Genomic DNA, 16,393 nt, shown 5'->3' with positions numbered 1-16,393 from the left:
TGCTATTTATTTTCCTTAAAAAATGAAACCGTAAAATAACTTTTTTTGATAGCCTTGAACAATGATTATCTTTGCCCCTTAAATTGATTTTTACATGCATATTCATTTTATTGCCATCGGAGGCAGTGCAATGCACAATTTGGCTTTGGCATTACATCATAAGGGGTATATCATTTCTGGTAGTGATGACGTAATTTTTGAACCTTCCAAAACTAGGTTGGAAGCTAAGGGACTTCTACCCGAATCTTTTGGCTGGTTCCCCGAAAAGTTACACTCAAGTTTGGATGCAGTAATTTTGGGAATGCATGCCAAGGCTGATAACCCTGAGCTTTTAAAGGCTCAGGAATTGGGATTAAAAATATATTCCTATCCGGAATTTTTATACGAACAATCCAAGAATAAAACTAGGGTGGTCATTGGGGGAAGTCATGGTAAGACGACCATTACCTCCATGATATTACATGTTCTAAATTATCACGACAAACCTGTGGATTTCATGGTAGGAGCCCAACTGGACGGATTTGATCGCATGGTACATCTTACAGAGGAGAACGATTTTATTGTTTTGGAGGGGGACGAATATTTGTCCTCGCCTATAGATAGGAGGCCAAAATTTCACTTGTACAAGCCCAACATTGCCCTTTTGAGCGGTATAGCCTGGGATCATATTAATGTATTTCCCACCTATGAAAATTATGTAGAGCAATTCCGGATTTTTGTGGATAGTATTGTCAAAGGAGGTAGTATTACCTATAACGAGGAAGATCCAGAAGTGGATAAGGTGGTAAGGGCATCTGGGAATGCCATAAGAAAACTACCCTATAACACTCCTGAATATATTGTCGAAAACGGACAAACTATTTTGGAAACTCCAGAGGGACCCATGCCTATTGAAGTTTTCGGGAAGCATAACCTAAGCAATTTGGCCGGGGCAAAATGGATATGCCAAAATATGGGAGTGGATGAGGATGATTTCTATGAGGCTATTGCATCTTTTAAAGGGGCTTCCAAAAGATTGGAGAAAATTGCCGAAGGAAAGACTGCAGTGGCCTACAAGGATTTTGCCCATTCACCAAGCAAGGTAATGGCCACAACCAAGGCTGTAAGAGAGCAATATCCGGACAGAAAATTAATTGCTTGTCTGGAATTACATACCTATAGCAGCTTTAACCCTGAATTTTTAAAGGAGTATAAAGGAGCGCTGGAGGATGCGGATATAGCATCGGTTTTCTATTTACCGGAATCGGTTAAGATAAAGAAGCTTAAGGAAGTTACTCCAGAACAAATCTCAGAAGCTTTTGTTCGTGATGACCTACAAATTTTTACCCAGGCCGAAGTTTTCAAAGATTTTGTTTTTGCTCAGGATTATGATAATGCTGTATTGCTACTAATGAGTTCAGGGAATTATGGTGGGTTGAATTTGGTGGAGGTTAAGGAGATGGTGGAGCGATATTAATGTAACTTTATGGCTACTTAATCTTTTATTAAATGAATAAAGGTCCTATAGGAATTTTCGATTCGGGTGTTGGAGGCACTTCTATTTGGCGGGAGATCAACAAGATTCTTCCCCATGAAGCAACAATTTATTTGGCCGATAGTAAGAATGCCCCTTATGGGGAAAAGTCAAAGGAACAAATACTTCAGCTCAGCATTAAAAATGTTGAATTACTTTTAAAAAAGGGCTGCAAGCTAATAGTTGTAGCCTGTAACACCGCCACCACGAATGCCATTAAAGAACTTAGGGCAAGTTATAAGATACCGTTGATTGGAATTGAACCGGCCATTAAGCCTGCAGCCTGGAATTCCAAAACCAAAATCGTGGGAGTTTTGGCTACCAAGGGAACATTGACAAGTGCCTTGTTCCATAATACTTCGGAAATCCATGCCAATGGCATAAAGGTACTTGACCAAGTAGGTACAGGCTTGGTGGAGCTTATAGAAAAAGGTGAGGTTAATACTGCCCAAACCAAGGTACTATTGAAAAACTATTTGGAGCCTATGTTAAGTCAAGGTATGGATCAATTGGTTCTGGGATGCACACATTATCCATATTTAATTCCATTGATAAAGGAAATATTGCCGGGTAATATTAAGATTATTGATTCTGGGGAGGGTGTGGCCAAACATACCAAAAACGTTTTACAGCTATCTGATTTATTAAATAGCCCACCTCAAGAGGAAATAGAGCATCAATTTTTTACAAATGGGGATGTCTCGGTTTTAAAAGCCTTTTTAAAGGATGTTCGGGTACTGTATAAGGCACAATATTTAGATTTTTAACTAATTCACTTTCGCTGGTTATTGGTCCTCTTTTTTTATATAGGTTAAATATGTGAAATCATACCTATGTTTCTCATCCTTAGGATGGTATTCCTCATTTGTCAATTGCCATTTAGTTTCGTCAAAATTCGGAAAAAAGGTGTCCGCATCAAAGGACCCATGCACTCGGGTAAGTTCTATTTGGTTAGCGTGCTCCAATCCCAACCGGTAGATTTCGCCACCTCCGATAATAAAGGATAGGGAATCGCCTTTTACCAAGTTCAATGCGTCCTGCATGGAATGTACTACAATACAATCGGTATGGTTTACTGAATAGTCCTTATCCCTGGTTATTATAATATGGGTTCTGTTGGGTAGAGGTTTAGGGAAGCTCTCGAAAGTTTTGCGTCCCATGATTATTTTATGTCCTGAAGTAAGGGTTTTAAACCGCTTAAAATCATCGGGTAAATGCCATAGTAGGTCGTTGTCTTTCCCTAATGCGTTATTCTCCCCAGCGGCAGCTATGATAGATAGGATGTTCACTATTCTTTTTTTTTATTAATGTTTGATAAAGGAAATTCAGTTTCGATCTCCTTCTGTAATTCGGCTATTTTTTGTTTTTGTTTTAGGACTAATTTCTCCCTTTGTGTGCGTTCCCATTCCAACCCCATGAATTTTGTGGTGACAAATACGTTAAAGATGTGAATTGCGAACAAAAATGCCCAAAAGGTAATGGCCCATATAAACCAGTTGTATTCCACGCCATACTTCAGAATTTTATTGATGATGATCAGAAATACACTTCCTATCAAAAACACAACAAAGTGGCTAAACAGATTCTTTTTTTGTTTTATCCTGGTTTGAGCATGTTCCAAGAGTTCATGCTGCTCAATTTCTATAAGTGATTTTTTTTTATTCTTGAAGAACATCCGAATTCCTATCTTTAGACAAAGATACCATAAATACAAATTTTACATCTTTGGATATGCAAAAGATTATTAAACAATTTCCAGTTTTAAGTCAATACACCTATGTAAATACAGCCACCTCCGGCCTGCTTTATGATGGACTCTTGGATTGGCGTCAAGAGCATGACCTTGATTTCCTTATTGGAGGAAGTAAAATGAAAATGAATAGCAACGTGCTTATTTCAGAAACTAGAAAAACCATTGGAAAATTCTTTGGCTGTAAAGCTGAAAATGTAGCGTTGGTGCCCAATTTTTCCATTGGACTCAACTTATTGTTGGAAGGAATGGGAGGTAAAAAGAACGTATTGTTATTGGAGGGGGATTATCCTTCCTTAAACTGGCCTTTTGAAAATAGGGAGTGCAATACTTTTTATTTAAAGGTCACCGAGGCTTTGGAGGAAAATATTTATAGCCAGATAAAATCCAGGAATATAAATGTTTTAGCACTTAGCTTGGTGCAATGGTTAAATGGAATCAAGGTTGATTTGGAATTCTTAAAGAGTTTAAAAAAGGAGTTTCCCGATCTCTTGATTATTGCTGACGGAACTCAATTTTTGGGTTCCGATGTTTTCAATTTTGAGGATTCTGGTATAGATGTAGTCGGTGCAAGTTGCTATAAATGGCTTCTTGGCGGTTACGGAAATGGGTTTATGTTATTTGCTGATGAAACGTCTGCTAAATTTACTTGCCGGTCTACCGGGTTTAACGCTGCCGAGGGGGATTTGAGTGGTAAGGATAAGGTGTCCTTTGCAAAACAATTTGAACCTGGACATTTGGATACATTCAATTTTGGAAGTCTAAATTATTCTCTAGGGTTTTTATCCGGCATTGGAATGGAGAATATTTCGGACCAGATAAAAAAACTTTCTATAAAAGCAAAAGTTGAGTTCGGGAATTTAGGGCTATTGGAAGATTCCGTTGTAAAGAGAAAAGAACATAGTTCTATTTTTAATATCTCGGCCAATAAGGATATATATGCTAAATTATTGGAGAAGGATGTGGTAAGTGCCCAGCGGGGAAGCGGTATTCGTTTAAGTTTTCATTTCTATAATACAGAAAATGAGATAGATAAGATTGTGGGAATCCTAAAAGGAAGGCGGTAAATGTTAATTACTTAGGAATTTTGCCCTGTTTAATTATTAAAGTAGTTTAATTGTTAAACTTATTTTAAGAAAATGATAAAAATGATATGGGTCATTGGTAATGAGGGATTTAATGATGTAATTTTGCACTTTAATCTAAAATTTAGAGGTTATGGGAATTACAAAACAATATTTAAAGAGTAAGCCAGTATGCAAGGTAACTTTTTCAGTTCCTGCAGAAGATGCTAAGAAGGTTGCGGTAGTTGGAGATTTTAATAATTGGAGCCCCAAAGGTAGTGCACTTAAAAAATTGAAAAATGGAACCTTCAAGGGAACTTTCGATTTGCCTAAAGAACAAACGTTTGAATTCAAGTATATAGTGGATGGTAATTTCGTTAACGAGGCTGAGGCTGATCGTTACCAATGGAATGAATTCGCTGGTGCTGAGAATTCAGTTTTGGAATTGTAATTAAGTCTATATGATACCATTGAGGTTTTCATCTCAATGGTATCATAATTATTTGAATGTTAATTCGGAGCCGTTGTGCAATCCCATATTTGATCTTTTGCTTCAAAATGTGATTCTCCACTTAATTGCCTTTACTAGGTCCTTTTTTCCGGATAAACCAAGAAGCCCATCATTGTTCCTATAACCATAGGCCATTGTTATAATGGAAGCAGTGCTTTTGAATGGGAATGTTGTATGGAAAATACACTTTCCTAATACTTTCCGCTGGGAAATAATGATTGTTTCTAATGCAATGGTTTCTTTCGGCGATTTTGTTGCCTTTCCGGACGGCCTAAATTCCTTTACTTTTTAATGTTGTTAGTATTGATTTCACCTCTAGGTATTAGTGCCAATCCTATTCTTTGGCCAGAATATAATTCTTAAAATACTTCTTGGAATCCGCATAGGCATTCAAAACCTTTAAACCGGCCTCTCTTGCTAAATTTGTAATTTCCCTATCATCATATTTCTGTGAAATTTCGGTATGGATCGTTTCCCAAGCCTCAAAATCAACTACAAGGTCTATGGATTTTATATGCACTTTTTGTGCTTCCTTGGAAACCAGATAACTTTTCGCGGTCCCAGTTTGGGGATCATAGGTTTCCCAATGCAAAAACTTATCCAATTCAAAATTCCCCTGCAATTCGGAATTTATTCTTTTTAAAATATTTTTATTGAAGGCCTCCGTAATTCCGGCCGGATCGTTATAGGCATCCAAGATGGTTTGTGGATTTTTTTTCTGATCGCAACCAAGTAAGATCAAATCGTCAACATCCATAGAATTGTTCAATTCCGAGAGGAATTGAAGAGCTTGGTCATGTAGTAGATTTCCAATATTGGAACCTAGGAAGAGGATGATATTTCTGGCATTGCCTTCCTTACTTATGGTTTTTAAAGTTTCAATATAGGAGCCCTGTTTGGTCTCAACATTTATTGTAGGGTATTCCAAGGAAAGGGATGCTTCCAATTGGTCCAAAGCGTTTTGGCTAATATCTATAGGAATATATTTAAAATCTATTCCGCTACCCGACAATTGCTCCAATAATATTTTGGTTTTTACGCCATCACCGGCCCCAAGTTCCAACAAATTTATTCCACTCGTATTTTTGGTAAACAATTCTGTTATATGAGCCTTATTTATATCCAATATATGGTATTCGCAATTGGTTAAATAATACTCGGGCATGGACATAATTTGCTGAAAAATCTTATCGCCATTATAATCGTAAAAATATTTTGAAGATAAGTGCTTTGGAAAATCTGTAAGGCCATTATAAACATCTTTTCCAAATTTAATGTCAAGTTTTGTTATTGTTTGTTGTTCCATAAATTATTGCTATTTGGCCAATCTAATCCCGGTAAATTGCCATCTAAGATTGGTTGGGAAGAAATTACGATAAGTGTGTCTGGCATGTTTTGCCGGAGTGGCAATGGAACTCCCGCGAAGTACCTTCTGATTTACCATAAATTTGCCATTGTATTCGCCAAGGGCACCGGGCGCCTTTTTATAATTTGGATAGGGTAAATATGCGCTTTCCGTCCACTCCCATCTTTTTCCCCACATAAAATTTTGTGAAGCTGTTTCCCATTCGAATTCCGTTGGTAACCTACAGTTTTTCCATTGTGCGAAAGCGTAGGCTTCAAAATAGGATATATGGGTAACGGGTGCTGTCCAATCTATCTTTTGTAAACCATTTAAGGTGTAATTATACCACTCACCATCTATTAGGTGCCAGTAGAGCGGAGCGTTGATTTGATTCTGTTTAACCCAATCCCATCCTTCGGCATGCCATAGGTCAAATTTTTTATAAGCATTGTCCTTCATGAATGTAAGGTATTCCATGTTGGTCACCAGCTTATTGGAAATGGAAAATGGTAGGAGATAGACCTTATGTAAGCCTAGTTCATTATCATAACAAAAATCAGCTGAATTATGTCCAATGCTATAGATACCCTCCGCAATCTCTAACCATTCTTGATTATAATTATCAGGGATATGTTCCTTGTAGGAAGGGGAAAGTATCGGCAAAAGTGGATTGTTGCCAAGTATGTATTTAATATCAGTTAATAATAATTCCTGATGCTGTTTTTCGTGGTGTATCCCTATTTCGACCAATTCCTCAATCTCTGTTGTAATTCCCTGATCTAAAAAGACTTTCATGCTTTCTGTTACATGGTTCCTATACGCATAGACTTGGGCTACGGAAGGCCTGGAAAGGTTACCGCGATCGGCACGAATTACCCGTTTCCCCACTGTTTCGTAATAACTATTAAATACAAATGAAAAGTTGGAGTCGAAACATTTGTAGTCGTCAAAGTGTTTCTTAAGGATGAATTCTTCGAAAAACCATGTAGTATGGCCCAGATGCCATTTTGGCGGTGAAACATCAATAATAGGCTGTACCACATAATCCTCAATTTCCAGAGGTTGGCATATGGTTTCGGAATGCCTTCTTGTTTCTAAAAAGAAATTAGTTATCTGACCTGTAAGGACCATATCCATATTTATCCCCAAATTTAAGAAATATACACCAATGATGGTCAATCCAGATAAATGAGGGATTGACCCGTTCCATTTTGGAACAGCGCTTGGGGAATCACTGGAAATTAGTCTAAGAATATTGATATCCTTACACTTCTCTAATCAAAAAAAAAGTATTATATGGCTACCGCTCCTTTGATATGTGGATGCGGATCATAATCCAACAAACTAAAATCCTCAAAGGTAAAATGGAAAATGTCCTTCACGTCAGGATTTAAAACCATTTTTGGCAAGGGTCTGGGTGGACGACTTAATTGCAATGCAACTTGTTCAAAATGGTTGTTATAGATATGTGCGTCGCCAAAGGTATGAATGAATTCGCCGGGTTGCAATCCGCAAACCTGAGCAATCATAAGTGTAAATAAGGCGTATGATGCAATATTGAAAGGAACACCTAAAAATATATCCGCACTTCTTTGGTATAATTGACAGGATAATTTTCCGTCGGCAACATAAAACTGAAAAAAGGCATGGCAAGGAGGCAAGGCCGCCTTTCCATTGGCTACATTTTCTGAAAAAGACAATGCGGTGTCCGGGAGTACGCTTGGATTCCAGGCTGAAACCAACATGCGTCGACTATTGGGGTTGGTTTTAAGGGTGCTTACTATTTCCTTGATCTGGTCTATTTCGTCACCATTCCAATTGCGCCATTGATATCCATAAACAGGTCCTAAATTACCATTTTCGTCGGCCCACTCATTCCAGATCCGCACACCGTTTTCCTGTAAATAGGTAATATTGGTATCGCCCTTAAGAAACCAAAGCAATTCATGTACAATGGATTTTAAATGAAGTTTTTTTGTGGTCACCATGGGGAAACCTTCAGCTAGGTTAAAGCGCATTTGATATCCAAACACACTTTTGGTGCCCGTTCCGGTCCTATCTCCCTTTTGGGTTCCATTTTCCAATACATGGTTTAGTAAATCGTGATATTGCTTCATATGCCTTAGCCTTGTTGACCTCCAAAAAGGAGCTAGTGTAGTTTGGATTTAAGTCTAATAAATTGTCTAGCAAAATTAGGTAAATCTACCTTGGGTACGATCGTCCAAGGTTTGAAGTTATTAAATTTTATTAACGGGAAATAATGCAAAAGTTTCCGTCATCAGTAAATCTAAGGATTTGTTTTTTTTACTACTTATCCCAAAATCATTCCCGCTATAGTAGCGGACAGTAAAGAGGCGATGGATCCTCCCAATACTGCTTTCATTCCAAATTCGGATAAGGTTTTTCGCTGACCTGGTGCCAAGGAGCCTATGCCTCCGATCTGAATGCCAATAGATGCGAAATTGGCAAATCCACAAAGCATATAGGTGGCCATGATAACCGATTTGTTGAATGAGAAGTGAGTGGTGCTAGCTATATTTTTAAGTTCCGCCAGTTGTATGTATCCAATGAATTCACTGGCAGCCAATTTAATGCCCAAAAGTTGCCCCATCAACATAATATCCACGGAATCCACTCCTATAAGCCACATAAGAGGAGCAAACATGGTCCCCAGTATGGCTTCCAAAGAAAACTTCCCATAAGGTGAATTGGAGGCGATCCATGAGTTTAGGTCCGTAATATCACCTGTCCAATTTAATATACCATTTATCATGGCAATAAAGGCCACAAATACCAAAAGCATGGCGCCAACATTTACGGCCAATTTTAGGCCCTCCGTAGTACCATTGGAAATGGAGTCCAGAATATTGGAACCAATTTTTTCATTTGAAACATGGACCTCCGTGTTTATTTCTTCAGTTTGTGGATATAAAATTTTAGAGATAACAATGGCACCAGGTGCAGCCATAACCGAAGCTGCCAATAGGTGTTTGGCGAACTGTAGCCTAAGGATGGGGTCGTCTCCTCCTAAAAAGCCAATATATGCCGCTAATACGGCCCCTGCCACTGTGGCCATCCCGCCGATCATGACCAAAAGGATTTCGGATCTGGTCATTTTTTCCAAATAAGCCTTTATTAATAAGGGAGCTTCTGTTTGTCCCAAAAAAATATTACCGGTAACACTTAAACTTTCTGGACCTGAAATCCCTAGTGATTTTGTTAATAACCATGCCAATGCCTGCACTACTTTTTGAATTATTCCCAGATAGAACAAAACTGAGGTAAGTGCAGAAAAGAAGATAATGGTAGGCAGGACCTGAAATGCAAAAATAAATCCAAAGGTATCCATATCCACTACCAATCCTTCAAAAAGGAATTTACTGCCCGCTCTGGTAAAATCTAAAATACTGACAAAAATTTTCCCTCCAAATTCGAAAATCTTGGAAACAAAACTAAGGTCAAATCTATACCCAAAAGCATTGAAGCCTATTTTTTCGCCAATTAGAATGCATATGGCCAATACAAGTTGGATTAAGATTCCAATACCTGCTGTTTTCCAATTGATAGCTTTTTTGTTGTTACTGAAAAGGTAGGCAATAAAAATCAGCGATAACATACCTAAAATGCCCCTCCAAATACTTTGAAAGGACACACCTTGATTGGGGGTAATCTCTGAGGTGCTCTGAAGAATGTTCGTGTTGCCTATTTCTTGGCCTAAGGATGGAAATGTTATTAAACAGAAAATAAATAAAACCCAAAGCTTATTTCTCATCCAATATTTATTAGAGGTAATTTATTTGCGTTTGGAGATTTCGTCCCTAAGTTTAGCTGCTTTTTCATAATCTTCACTGGCAACGGCCTTGTCCAGCTCTGCATACAACTCCTCTATACTAAGTTCTTTGTATCCTTCTGAAGCCCCTGGATTTATCTCTACGGTTTCCCCTTCCTGAAGAATTTCATCGACCATAATGCTGTCGTCGGAATCTTCCTTATCCTTCTCTTTGGAAGAAAATTTTAGGAATATACCGGCTTTGTCCAAAATGGTCTTATAAGTAAAAATAGGAGCATTGAACCTTAATGCCAAGGCTATGGCATCACTGGTCCTGGCATCTATGATTTCCTCTATTTTGTCACGTTCACAAATAATACTGGAATAGAAAACTCCGTCGACCAATTTGTGGATGATAACCTGTTTGATAACAATATCAAAACGGTCGGCAAAATTTTTAAAAAGATCATGGGTCAGCGGTCTAGGAGGCTTAATTTCCTTCTCTAGGGCAATGGCTATGGATTGGGCCTCAAAGGCACCAATGACGATAGGTAGTTTACGGTCGCCATCAACTTCATTCAATATAAGGGCATAGGCGCCATTTTGCGTTTGGCTATAGGATATCCCTTTTATTTTTAATCTAACTAAGCTCATAGAAATTTATCAACTAAAAAAGGCTGTTCAAAATACTGGACGGACCAAGTAAATTTGAGCAGCCCTTTGAGGGGCACAATTTAACAAAAATTAAGCGTTTTGTGCCTTAAATTCCTTTAATTTTTCGATAAGCTTAGGAACAACTTCAAAAGCATCACCTACAATACCGTAGTCGGCGGCTTTAAAAAATGGGGCTTCCGGGTCTGTATTAATGACGACTTTTACTTTGGAGGAGCTAACACCGGCCAAATGCTGAATTGCTCCTGAAATACCAATGGCGATGTATAAATTGCTGGCAACCGGTTTTCCTGTTTGTCCAACATGCTCGCCATGAGGTCTCCATCCAAGGTCCGATACTGGTTTGGAACATGCCGTTGCCGCACCCAGTACTTCTGCCAATTCTTCGATCATTCCCCAGTTTTCGGGACCTTTTAGTCCTCGTCCCCCAGAAACCACAATGTCGGCATCGGCAATAGTGGCCTTTCCAACCACTTTGTCAATTTCTATGGACTTAGTGGTAAACAAATCATCCGCTAGGCTGGGGTCAAAACTCTCAACTGTTGCAGTAGTCTTATTTTCTATACTTCCAAAGGCATTGTTAGATACACCAATTATTTTGATTTCTGAACTAATCTCAGTAAAAGCGAAACCCTTGTTGCTGAAAACCGTTCTCTTAACCTTGAAAGGACTGGTGCTTTCAGGGGCAGAAACAACATTTGGGACATAGCCAGCCTTTAATTGCGCGGTTAAAATTGGCGCTAAAAATTTAGTGTCCGCACTGGAACTAAGAATAATGATCTTGGCGTTTTCTTTTTGGGCAGCCTGCCCTATGACGTTGGCAAAAGCTTTGGCGTTAAATGTTTTTAAACGTTCATTGGAGACGTTCAAGACCTTGGAAACCCCATAATCCGCCAAGCTTTCCGCTTCATTGGCATTAATGGAAATGGCCGTAGCTGTAGTTCCCATTTGCTTTGCTACCTCATAAGCGTAGGAGGCAGCCTCATGGGCATTCTTTTTGAATTTTCCGTTTTCGGATTCTGTATATACTAAAACTGACATATATTTTTAAGTTTTATTTGAGTGTCAAATGGTAAAGATGTGCTGTTAAAAGGCACATTAATTATTTTCCTTTAAACCAAAAAAAATGTTTTATTGGTTACTATTTCTTCAGTACGAATGTATTTATAGGGACTTAATATTAAATCACCTTCGCTTCATTGTGCAATAAATTGATCAATTCGTCTATATTGTCGGCGTCCACCAATTTAACCTGACCCTTAGGTGCAGGTTTTTCAAATTTAACATCATCCGTCGCTTTGCTTGCTGAAATAGGTTCAACGACATTTAATTTCTTTTGACGTGCCATCATAATTCCTCTCATGTTCGGAATTCTTAGGTCACTTTCGGCAACCAAACCTTTTTGCCCGCCAATTACCAAAGGTAATGTTGTGGATATTTTTTCTTTTCCACCATCGATTTCCCTTATGGCGGTTGCATTGTTGCCTTCTATTTCCAAACTTATGCAGGTGTTTACGAAATTCATTCCAGACAAAGAAGCTAAGATTCCAGGGACCATTCCGCCATTGAAATCAATAGATTCACGCCCTGCAATAACTAGGTCGTATTCTCCATTTTTTACTATTTCCGCCAACTGCTCGGCTACAAAATATCCATCCGTCGGAATTGCGTTTACCCGTATGGCTTCGTCAGCACCAATGGCTAGGGCTTTTCTGATGGTTGGTTCTGTGCTGGCCTCGCCAACAGTTGCCACGTGGACTGTAGCACCTTGTTTTTCCTTGAACCACATGGCGCGGGTAAGACCAAATTCATCGTTCGGATTAATTACAAATTGGACCCCATTGGTATCAAATTTTGTGTCTCCGTCAGTGAAGTTTATTTTGGATGTAGTGTCGGGGACATTACTTAGACATACTAAAATTTTCATATATTAATATTTTGTTGACCTTTAAATAAGAAATGGTGGCTAATATACTGAATAATTTTTTAATATACTATGCATGCATAGTATATTTTTGACGTATTTTTAATTATTAACATCTTAGATTTGATATATTATTTCCTACTTTTGCTTGCACTTTTAGCATTTTAACATAAAGATTCCATTTTACAGATGAAAACACTACAGTTTAGGGAGGCTATACAAGAAGCAATGTCCGAGGAGATGAGAAAGGACGAGACCATTTATTTAATGGGGGAGGAAGTTGCTGAATATAACGGAGCATATAAAGCTTCAAAGGGAATGTTGGAGGAATTTGGTCCGGAAAGGGTGATAGATACTCCAATATCCGAGCTTGGTTTTTCTGGTATAGGTGTGGGTTCAGCTATGATTGGCAATAGACCAATTATAGAGTTTATGACCTTTAATTTTGCTTTGGTCGGGATAGATCAAATCATCAATAACGCCGCTAAGATCAGACAAATGTCGGGTGGGCAATTTAATTGTCCCATTGTTTTTCGTGGTCCAACCGCCTCTGCTGGCCAATTGGCAGCGACACATTCACAAGCCTTTGAAAGTTGGTATGCCAACTGTCCTGGACTAAAGGTGGTGGTTCCTTCAAATCCAAAAGATGCCAAAGGATTATTGAAATCTGCAATTCGCGATAATGACCCCGTGATATTTATGGAATCGGAACAGATGTATGGAGATAAGGGGGAAGTTCCTGAAGGTGAGTTTACCATCCCATTGGGTGTGGCCGATATAAGGAGGGAAGGTACAGATGTTACTATCGTTTCATTTGGTAAAATAATTAAAGAAGCGGATAAGGCCGCCGAGGAATTGGCCAAGGAGAATATTAGTGTAGAAATTATTGATTTGCGTACTGTTAAGCCATTGGACTATGAGGCGATTCTAAAATCAGTTAAGAAAACCAATAGATTGGTTATATTGGAGGAAGCTTGGCCTTTTGGCAATGTTTCCACTGAAATAACGTATCATGTGCAGGCGAATGCATTTGATTACTTGGATGCGCCAATTGTAAGGATCAACACTGCAGATACTCCAGCACCATATTCCCCAGTACTATTGGCGGAATGGTTGCCTAACCATGAAGATGTTGTGAAAGCGGTTAAGAAAGTATTGTACAAATTATAATTTATATCATAAAAAGATTGTATTGGCTTCGTTGACTTAGGGTTGACGAAGCTTTTATATTATAAATTGATTTATTTGGGTAAGTATCGCCTTAAGGTTGCGTCTATAGGTTTGATTCCCAATTTTAAAGGAATGATGCAATATTTACATAAGTCCTTTTATCTAAGAAAATGACAAGAATCCTCTTAATCCTTTTTTTGTTTATCGCTCAATTCTCGTTGTCCCAGACCAAGGTTGGTGGTATAGTGTTGGACGAGTCCGGTGAGCCTGTTTCATTTGCCAACGTTTTGTTCAAAGATTCTTCCGAAGGGACCATTACCAATGATAATGGTAGGTTTTATATGGAATCCGATAATACCTATGCTACCTTATTAGTGTCTTTTATTGGTTATGAAACCAAGGAAATTACGCTTTCCTCCAAAGTCACATATAATATGAATATTGTATTGGTGGAGTCTAGTGAACAGTTGGACGAGGTGGTGGTATATGTTGGGAAAACGGACAAGAAAAATAATCCAGCTATAGATATCCTTAAAAAAATATGGGCCAAAAAACGTAAAAATGGGGTTCATATGTTCAAACAATATCAGTTTGATAAATACGAAAAGGTACAATTCGACCTAAATACTATAGATAGTGCCCTTATGAAAAGCAGGGTTTTTAGGGGATTGGAATTTGTGTTTAATGATTTGGATACGTCCAGAATAACGGGGAAGACCTACTTGCCAATTTTTTTGAACGAAACCTTTGCGAAGGTATATGGCAACAATGAAACGGGAGTGGTCAAAGAAGATGTTCTTGGTAGCAAGAATTCTGGCTTTAACAATAATCAGGCAATAATTGCATTTATAGCCGATTTGTATTCAGATTACGATATCTATAATAATTACTTAAAATTTTTCGATAAAAGTTTTACCAGTCCCTTGTCCAAAACAGGGGTGGACACCTATAATTATGTCTTGGCCGATAGTGCCTATGTAGATAATAAATGGTGCTATAATATTATCTACTACCCTCGAAGAAAGAACGAATTGACATTTAAAGGGAATTTTTGGGTAAATGATACTACCTATGCGGTGAAGAATATAAATTTGGCCGTGACCAAAAGTGCCAATATTAACTGGGTAAAGGAGATCTACATTGAACAAGAGTTTGATGTGGTCAACGATTCCGTTTTTCTTTTGACCAGGGATTATATGTTGTCCGATTTCAGCTTTAATAAAAAAGAAAATTCAAGGGGGGTATATGGTAAAAGAACTACTGTTTACGGGGACTATAAATTTGATCAGCCCAAACCCAATGACTTTTACAGGGCCAAGACAGATCCTTTCGACCCTCTGGTTCTGAACAAGGAAGATGACTTTTGGGCATCCAATAGGTTGGAGTCCTTAAATGCCGATGAAAAAGGGATCTATAAATTGTTGGATACCTTAAAAACAGTTCCCAAATTTAAAAGCTATTATAATATTGTGAGCATACTGGGTTCAGGTTATGTGGAGATCGATAAATGGAATTTAGATCTGGGGGATGTATATAGTGTTTTTGGTTACAATGAAGCAGAAGGAGTACGTCTTAGGGCAGGGGCAAGGACCTATTTTGGACAAAATGATCCATGGAGGCTTCAGGGATACGTTGCCTATGGTTTTGGGGACGATAAATTTAAGTATGGAATTTCCGGGAAATGGTTAGTAGATAAGAAATCCAGGTTTATCATATCGGGTGGCAAACGGAGGGATATAGAGCAACTTGGGATTAGTTTAACGTCCACCAATGATGTTCTGGGAAGAAGTATTGCATCTTCCTCTGTGTTTACAGTGGGTTCCAATGATAGGCTTACCAATATAGATCTTAGCACGTTTAACTTGGAGTTGGAGCCAGTCCGCAATTTTAGGATTGGTGTAGGAGGGTCATTCAGGACACTTGGTTCAGCCTTGCCAAATGCTTTTAATCTGGATTATATAGATCCTTCATCGCCTACAGGTATTTCCTCTGAAATAAATCAATTTGATCTTTCTACCGTTCTTATATACACTCCGGGAAAGAGGACTATAGGCAATGGGGTGGAAAGAAGGGATGTAAATGACAATTACAGTACCTTGTTTTTGTCCTATACCAATGGAATTAAAAATTTCATGGATAGTGATTTCGATTTTAAAAAGGTTCAATTTAGCTACACCCAGCCGTGGCAGGTTGGAGGTCTGGGAAGGTTGCTCAGTACGGTGGAGATTGGTAAGACTTATGGAGAGGTACCATTGGGATTGCTAAATGCCATTCCTGGAAACCAAACCTTTTTCTCGGTGTACAATACCTTTTCCAATCTGGATTTTTACGAATTTGTAACAGATACCTACGTATCGGCCCATTTGGAACACAATTTTAACGGTAGGTTTCTCTCTCGGATTCCCTTTATGAGAAATTGGAATTTAAGGGAGATCGTTGGACTAAGAGGTGTTTGGGGCGAACTTTCAGACGAAAATAAGGCCCTGAGTGCCCCGGCAAACATACCGTTGTTAGCACCAAATGATAAGATATACTGGGAGTATTCCGTTGGGGTCGGCAATATATTGAAGATTTTAAGGATAGATTTTAACTTTAGGGGAAATTACTTGGAAAACCCTGGGGCAAGGTCTTTTGGGGTTACCGGGTCCTTCGGATTTCATTTCTAATATACTTAT

At 38.5% G+C, this 16,393-nt stretch carries 15 protein-coding genes; 6 read left to right on the top strand and 9 right to left on the bottom strand.

Annotated elements, in window-relative coordinates:
* Positions 1-94: 94 nt before the first annotated feature.
* The gene (locus tag CWD91_RS09640; RefSeq protein WP_103440773.1) at positions 95-1,456 is read left to right on the top strand and encodes a UDP-N-acetylmuramate--L-alanine ligase; all 1,362 of its coding nucleotides are present in this window, start codon (positions 95-97) and stop codon (positions 1,454-1,456) included.
* A gap of 32 nt (positions 1,457-1,488) precedes the next feature.
* The gene (gene murI, locus CWD91_RS09635; RefSeq protein WP_103440772.1) at positions 1,489-2,280 is read left to right on the top strand and encodes a glutamate racemase; all 792 of its coding nucleotides are present in this window, start codon (positions 1,489-1,491) and stop codon (positions 2,278-2,280) included.
* Between the two features lie 18 nt (positions 2,281-2,298).
* Here the strand turns inward: murI and CWD91_RS09630 are convergent, their stop codons facing one another.
* Both CWD91_RS09630 and CWD91_RS09625 read right to left on the bottom strand, forming a co-directional pair.
* Entirely contained in the window at positions 2,299-2,796 is a 498-nt protein-coding gene (locus tag CWD91_RS09630; protein ID WP_394335719.1) for a dihydrofolate reductase, read from the bottom strand.
* A 5-nt stretch (positions 2,797-2,801) separates the two neighbouring features.
* Positions 2,802-3,188 (bottom strand): 2TM domain-containing protein, encoded by a 387-nt coding sequence (locus CWD91_RS09625; RefSeq protein ID WP_103440770.1) that lies wholly within the window; start codon positions 3,186-3,188, stop codon positions 2,802-2,804.
* Between the two features lie 56 nt (positions 3,189-3,244).
* Between CWD91_RS09625 and CWD91_RS09620 the strand changes: the two genes are divergently transcribed.
* Both CWD91_RS09620 and CWD91_RS09615 read left to right on the top strand, forming a co-directional pair.
* A complete protein-coding gene (locus CWD91_RS09620; protein ID WP_103440769.1) occupies positions 3,245-4,330 on the top strand; it encodes an aminotransferase class V-fold PLP-dependent enzyme in 1,086 nt (361 codons plus the stop codon).
* Between the two features lie 151 nt (positions 4,331-4,481).
* Entirely contained in the window at positions 4,482-4,778 is a 297-nt protein-coding gene (locus CWD91_RS09615) for an isoamylase early set domain-containing protein (RefSeq protein ID WP_103440768.1), read from the top strand.
* 394 nt (positions 4,779-5,172) lie between these two features.
* Here CWD91_RS09615 and CWD91_RS09610 read toward each other — a convergent pair whose 3' ends face one another.
* From CWD91_RS09610 to CWD91_RS09580, 7 genes are all read right to left on the bottom strand, one after another.
* Positions 5,173-6,144, bottom strand: coding sequence for an L-histidine N(alpha)-methyltransferase (locus tag CWD91_RS09610; protein WP_103440767.1), 972 nt, complete (start codon positions 6,142-6,144; stop codon positions 5,173-5,175).
* Between the two features lie 9 nt (positions 6,145-6,153).
* Positions 6,154-7,314, bottom strand: a complete 1,161-nt coding sequence (gene egtB / locus CWD91_RS09605) for an ergothioneine biosynthesis protein EgtB (RefSeq protein WP_103440965.1) — start codon at positions 7,312-7,314, stop codon at positions 6,154-6,156.
* Between the two features lie 161 nt (positions 7,315-7,475).
* Complete coding sequence (locus tag CWD91_RS09600; RefSeq protein ID WP_103440766.1) at positions 7,476-8,300, bottom strand: thymidylate synthase; 825 nt, start codon at positions 8,298-8,300, stop codon at positions 7,476-7,478.
* A gap of 194 nt (positions 8,301-8,494) precedes the next feature.
* Positions 8,495-9,955 (bottom strand): NupC/NupG family nucleoside CNT transporter, encoded by a 1,461-nt coding sequence (locus CWD91_RS09595; RefSeq protein ID WP_103440765.1) that lies wholly within the window; start codon positions 9,953-9,955, stop codon positions 8,495-8,497.
* Between the two features lie 21 nt (positions 9,956-9,976).
* Positions 9,977-10,606, bottom strand: a complete 630-nt coding sequence (locus CWD91_RS09590; RefSeq protein ID WP_103440764.1) for a bifunctional nuclease family protein — start codon at positions 10,604-10,606, stop codon at positions 9,977-9,979.
* Between the two features lie 90 nt (positions 10,607-10,696).
* A complete protein-coding gene (locus tag CWD91_RS09585; protein WP_103440763.1) occupies positions 10,697-11,665 on the bottom strand; it encodes an electron transfer flavoprotein subunit alpha/FixB family protein in 969 nt (322 codons plus the stop codon).
* 139 nt (positions 11,666-11,804) lie between these two features.
* The gene (locus CWD91_RS09580) at positions 11,805-12,551 is read right to left on the bottom strand and encodes an electron transfer flavoprotein subunit beta/FixA family protein (protein ID WP_103440762.1); all 747 of its coding nucleotides are present in this window, start codon (positions 12,549-12,551) and stop codon (positions 11,805-11,807) included.
* Positions 12,552-12,737: 186 nt separating this feature from the next.
* Between CWD91_RS09580 and CWD91_RS09575 the strand changes: the two genes are divergently transcribed.
* Entirely contained in the window at positions 12,738-13,718 is a 981-nt protein-coding gene (locus tag CWD91_RS09575) for a pyruvate dehydrogenase complex E1 component subunit beta (RefSeq protein ID WP_103440761.1), read from the top strand.
* A 170-nt stretch (positions 13,719-13,888) separates the two neighbouring features.
* A complete protein-coding gene (locus CWD91_RS09570; RefSeq protein WP_103440760.1) occupies positions 13,889-16,384 on the top strand; it encodes a DUF5686 family protein in 2,496 nt (831 codons plus the stop codon).
* The last annotated feature ends 9 nt before the right edge of the window (positions 16,385-16,393 follow it).

The sequence above is a fragment of the Arenibacter hampyeongensis genome, assembly GCF_002909255.1.
In the GTDB taxonomy this organism is placed as follows: Bacteria; Bacteroidota; Bacteroidia; order Flavobacteriales; family Flavobacteriaceae; genus Arenibacter; species Arenibacter hampyeongensis.
The sequence above is the reverse complement of the archived record's forward strand: the minus strand, read 5'-3'. Positions and strand labels throughout refer to the sequence as shown.

What these genes read in the sequence shown, in the direction of transcription:
- CWD91_RS09595 (WP_103440765.1), bottom strand. Translation starts at nt 9,955, where the DNA reads ATGAGAAATAAGCTTTGGGTTTTATTTATTTTCTGTTTAATAACATTT.
- CWD91_RS09640 (WP_103440773.1), top strand. Translation starts at nt 95, where the DNA reads ATGCATATTCATTTTATTGCCATCGGAGGCAGTGCAATGCACAATTTG.
- CWD91_RS09590 (WP_103440764.1), bottom strand. Translation starts at nt 10,606, where the DNA reads ATGAGCTTAGTTAGATTAAAAATAAAAGGGATATCCTATAGCCAAACG.
- CWD91_RS09580 (WP_103440762.1), bottom strand. Translation starts at nt 12,551, where the DNA reads ATGAAAATTTTAGTATGTCTAAGTAATGTCCCCGACACTACATCCAAA.
- egtB (WP_103440965.1), bottom strand. Translation starts at nt 7,314, where the DNA reads ATGGTCCTTACAGGTCAGATAACTAATTTCTTTTTAGAAACAAGAAGG.
- CWD91_RS09575 (WP_103440761.1), top strand. Translation starts at nt 12,738, where the DNA reads ATGAAAACACTACAGTTTAGGGAGGCTATACAAGAAGCAATGTCCGAG.
- CWD91_RS09610 (WP_103440767.1), bottom strand. Translation starts at nt 6,144, where the DNA reads ATGGAACAACAAACAATAACAAAACTTGACATTAAATTTGGAAAAGAT.
- CWD91_RS09600 (WP_103440766.1), bottom strand. Translation starts at nt 8,300, where the DNA reads ATGAAGCAATATCACGATTTACTAAACCATGTATTGGAAAATGGAACC.
- CWD91_RS09585 (WP_103440763.1), bottom strand. Translation starts at nt 11,665, where the DNA reads ATGTCAGTTTTAGTATATACAGAATCCGAAAACGGAAAATTCAAAAAG.
- CWD91_RS09570 (WP_103440760.1), top strand. Translation starts at nt 13,889, where the DNA reads ATGACAAGAATCCTCTTAATCCTTTTTTTGTTTATCGCTCAATTCTCG.
- CWD91_RS09620 (WP_103440769.1), top strand. Translation starts at nt 3,245, where the DNA reads ATGCAAAAGATTATTAAACAATTTCCAGTTTTAAGTCAATACACCTAT.
- CWD91_RS09615 (WP_103440768.1), top strand. Translation starts at nt 4,482, where the DNA reads ATGGGAATTACAAAACAATATTTAAAGAGTAAGCCAGTATGCAAGGTA.
- murI (WP_103440772.1), top strand. Translation starts at nt 1,489, where the DNA reads ATGAATAAAGGTCCTATAGGAATTTTCGATTCGGGTGTTGGAGGCACT.
- CWD91_RS09625 (WP_103440770.1), bottom strand. Translation starts at nt 3,188, where the DNA reads ATGTTCTTCAAGAATAAAAAAAAATCACTTATAGAAATTGAGCAGCAT.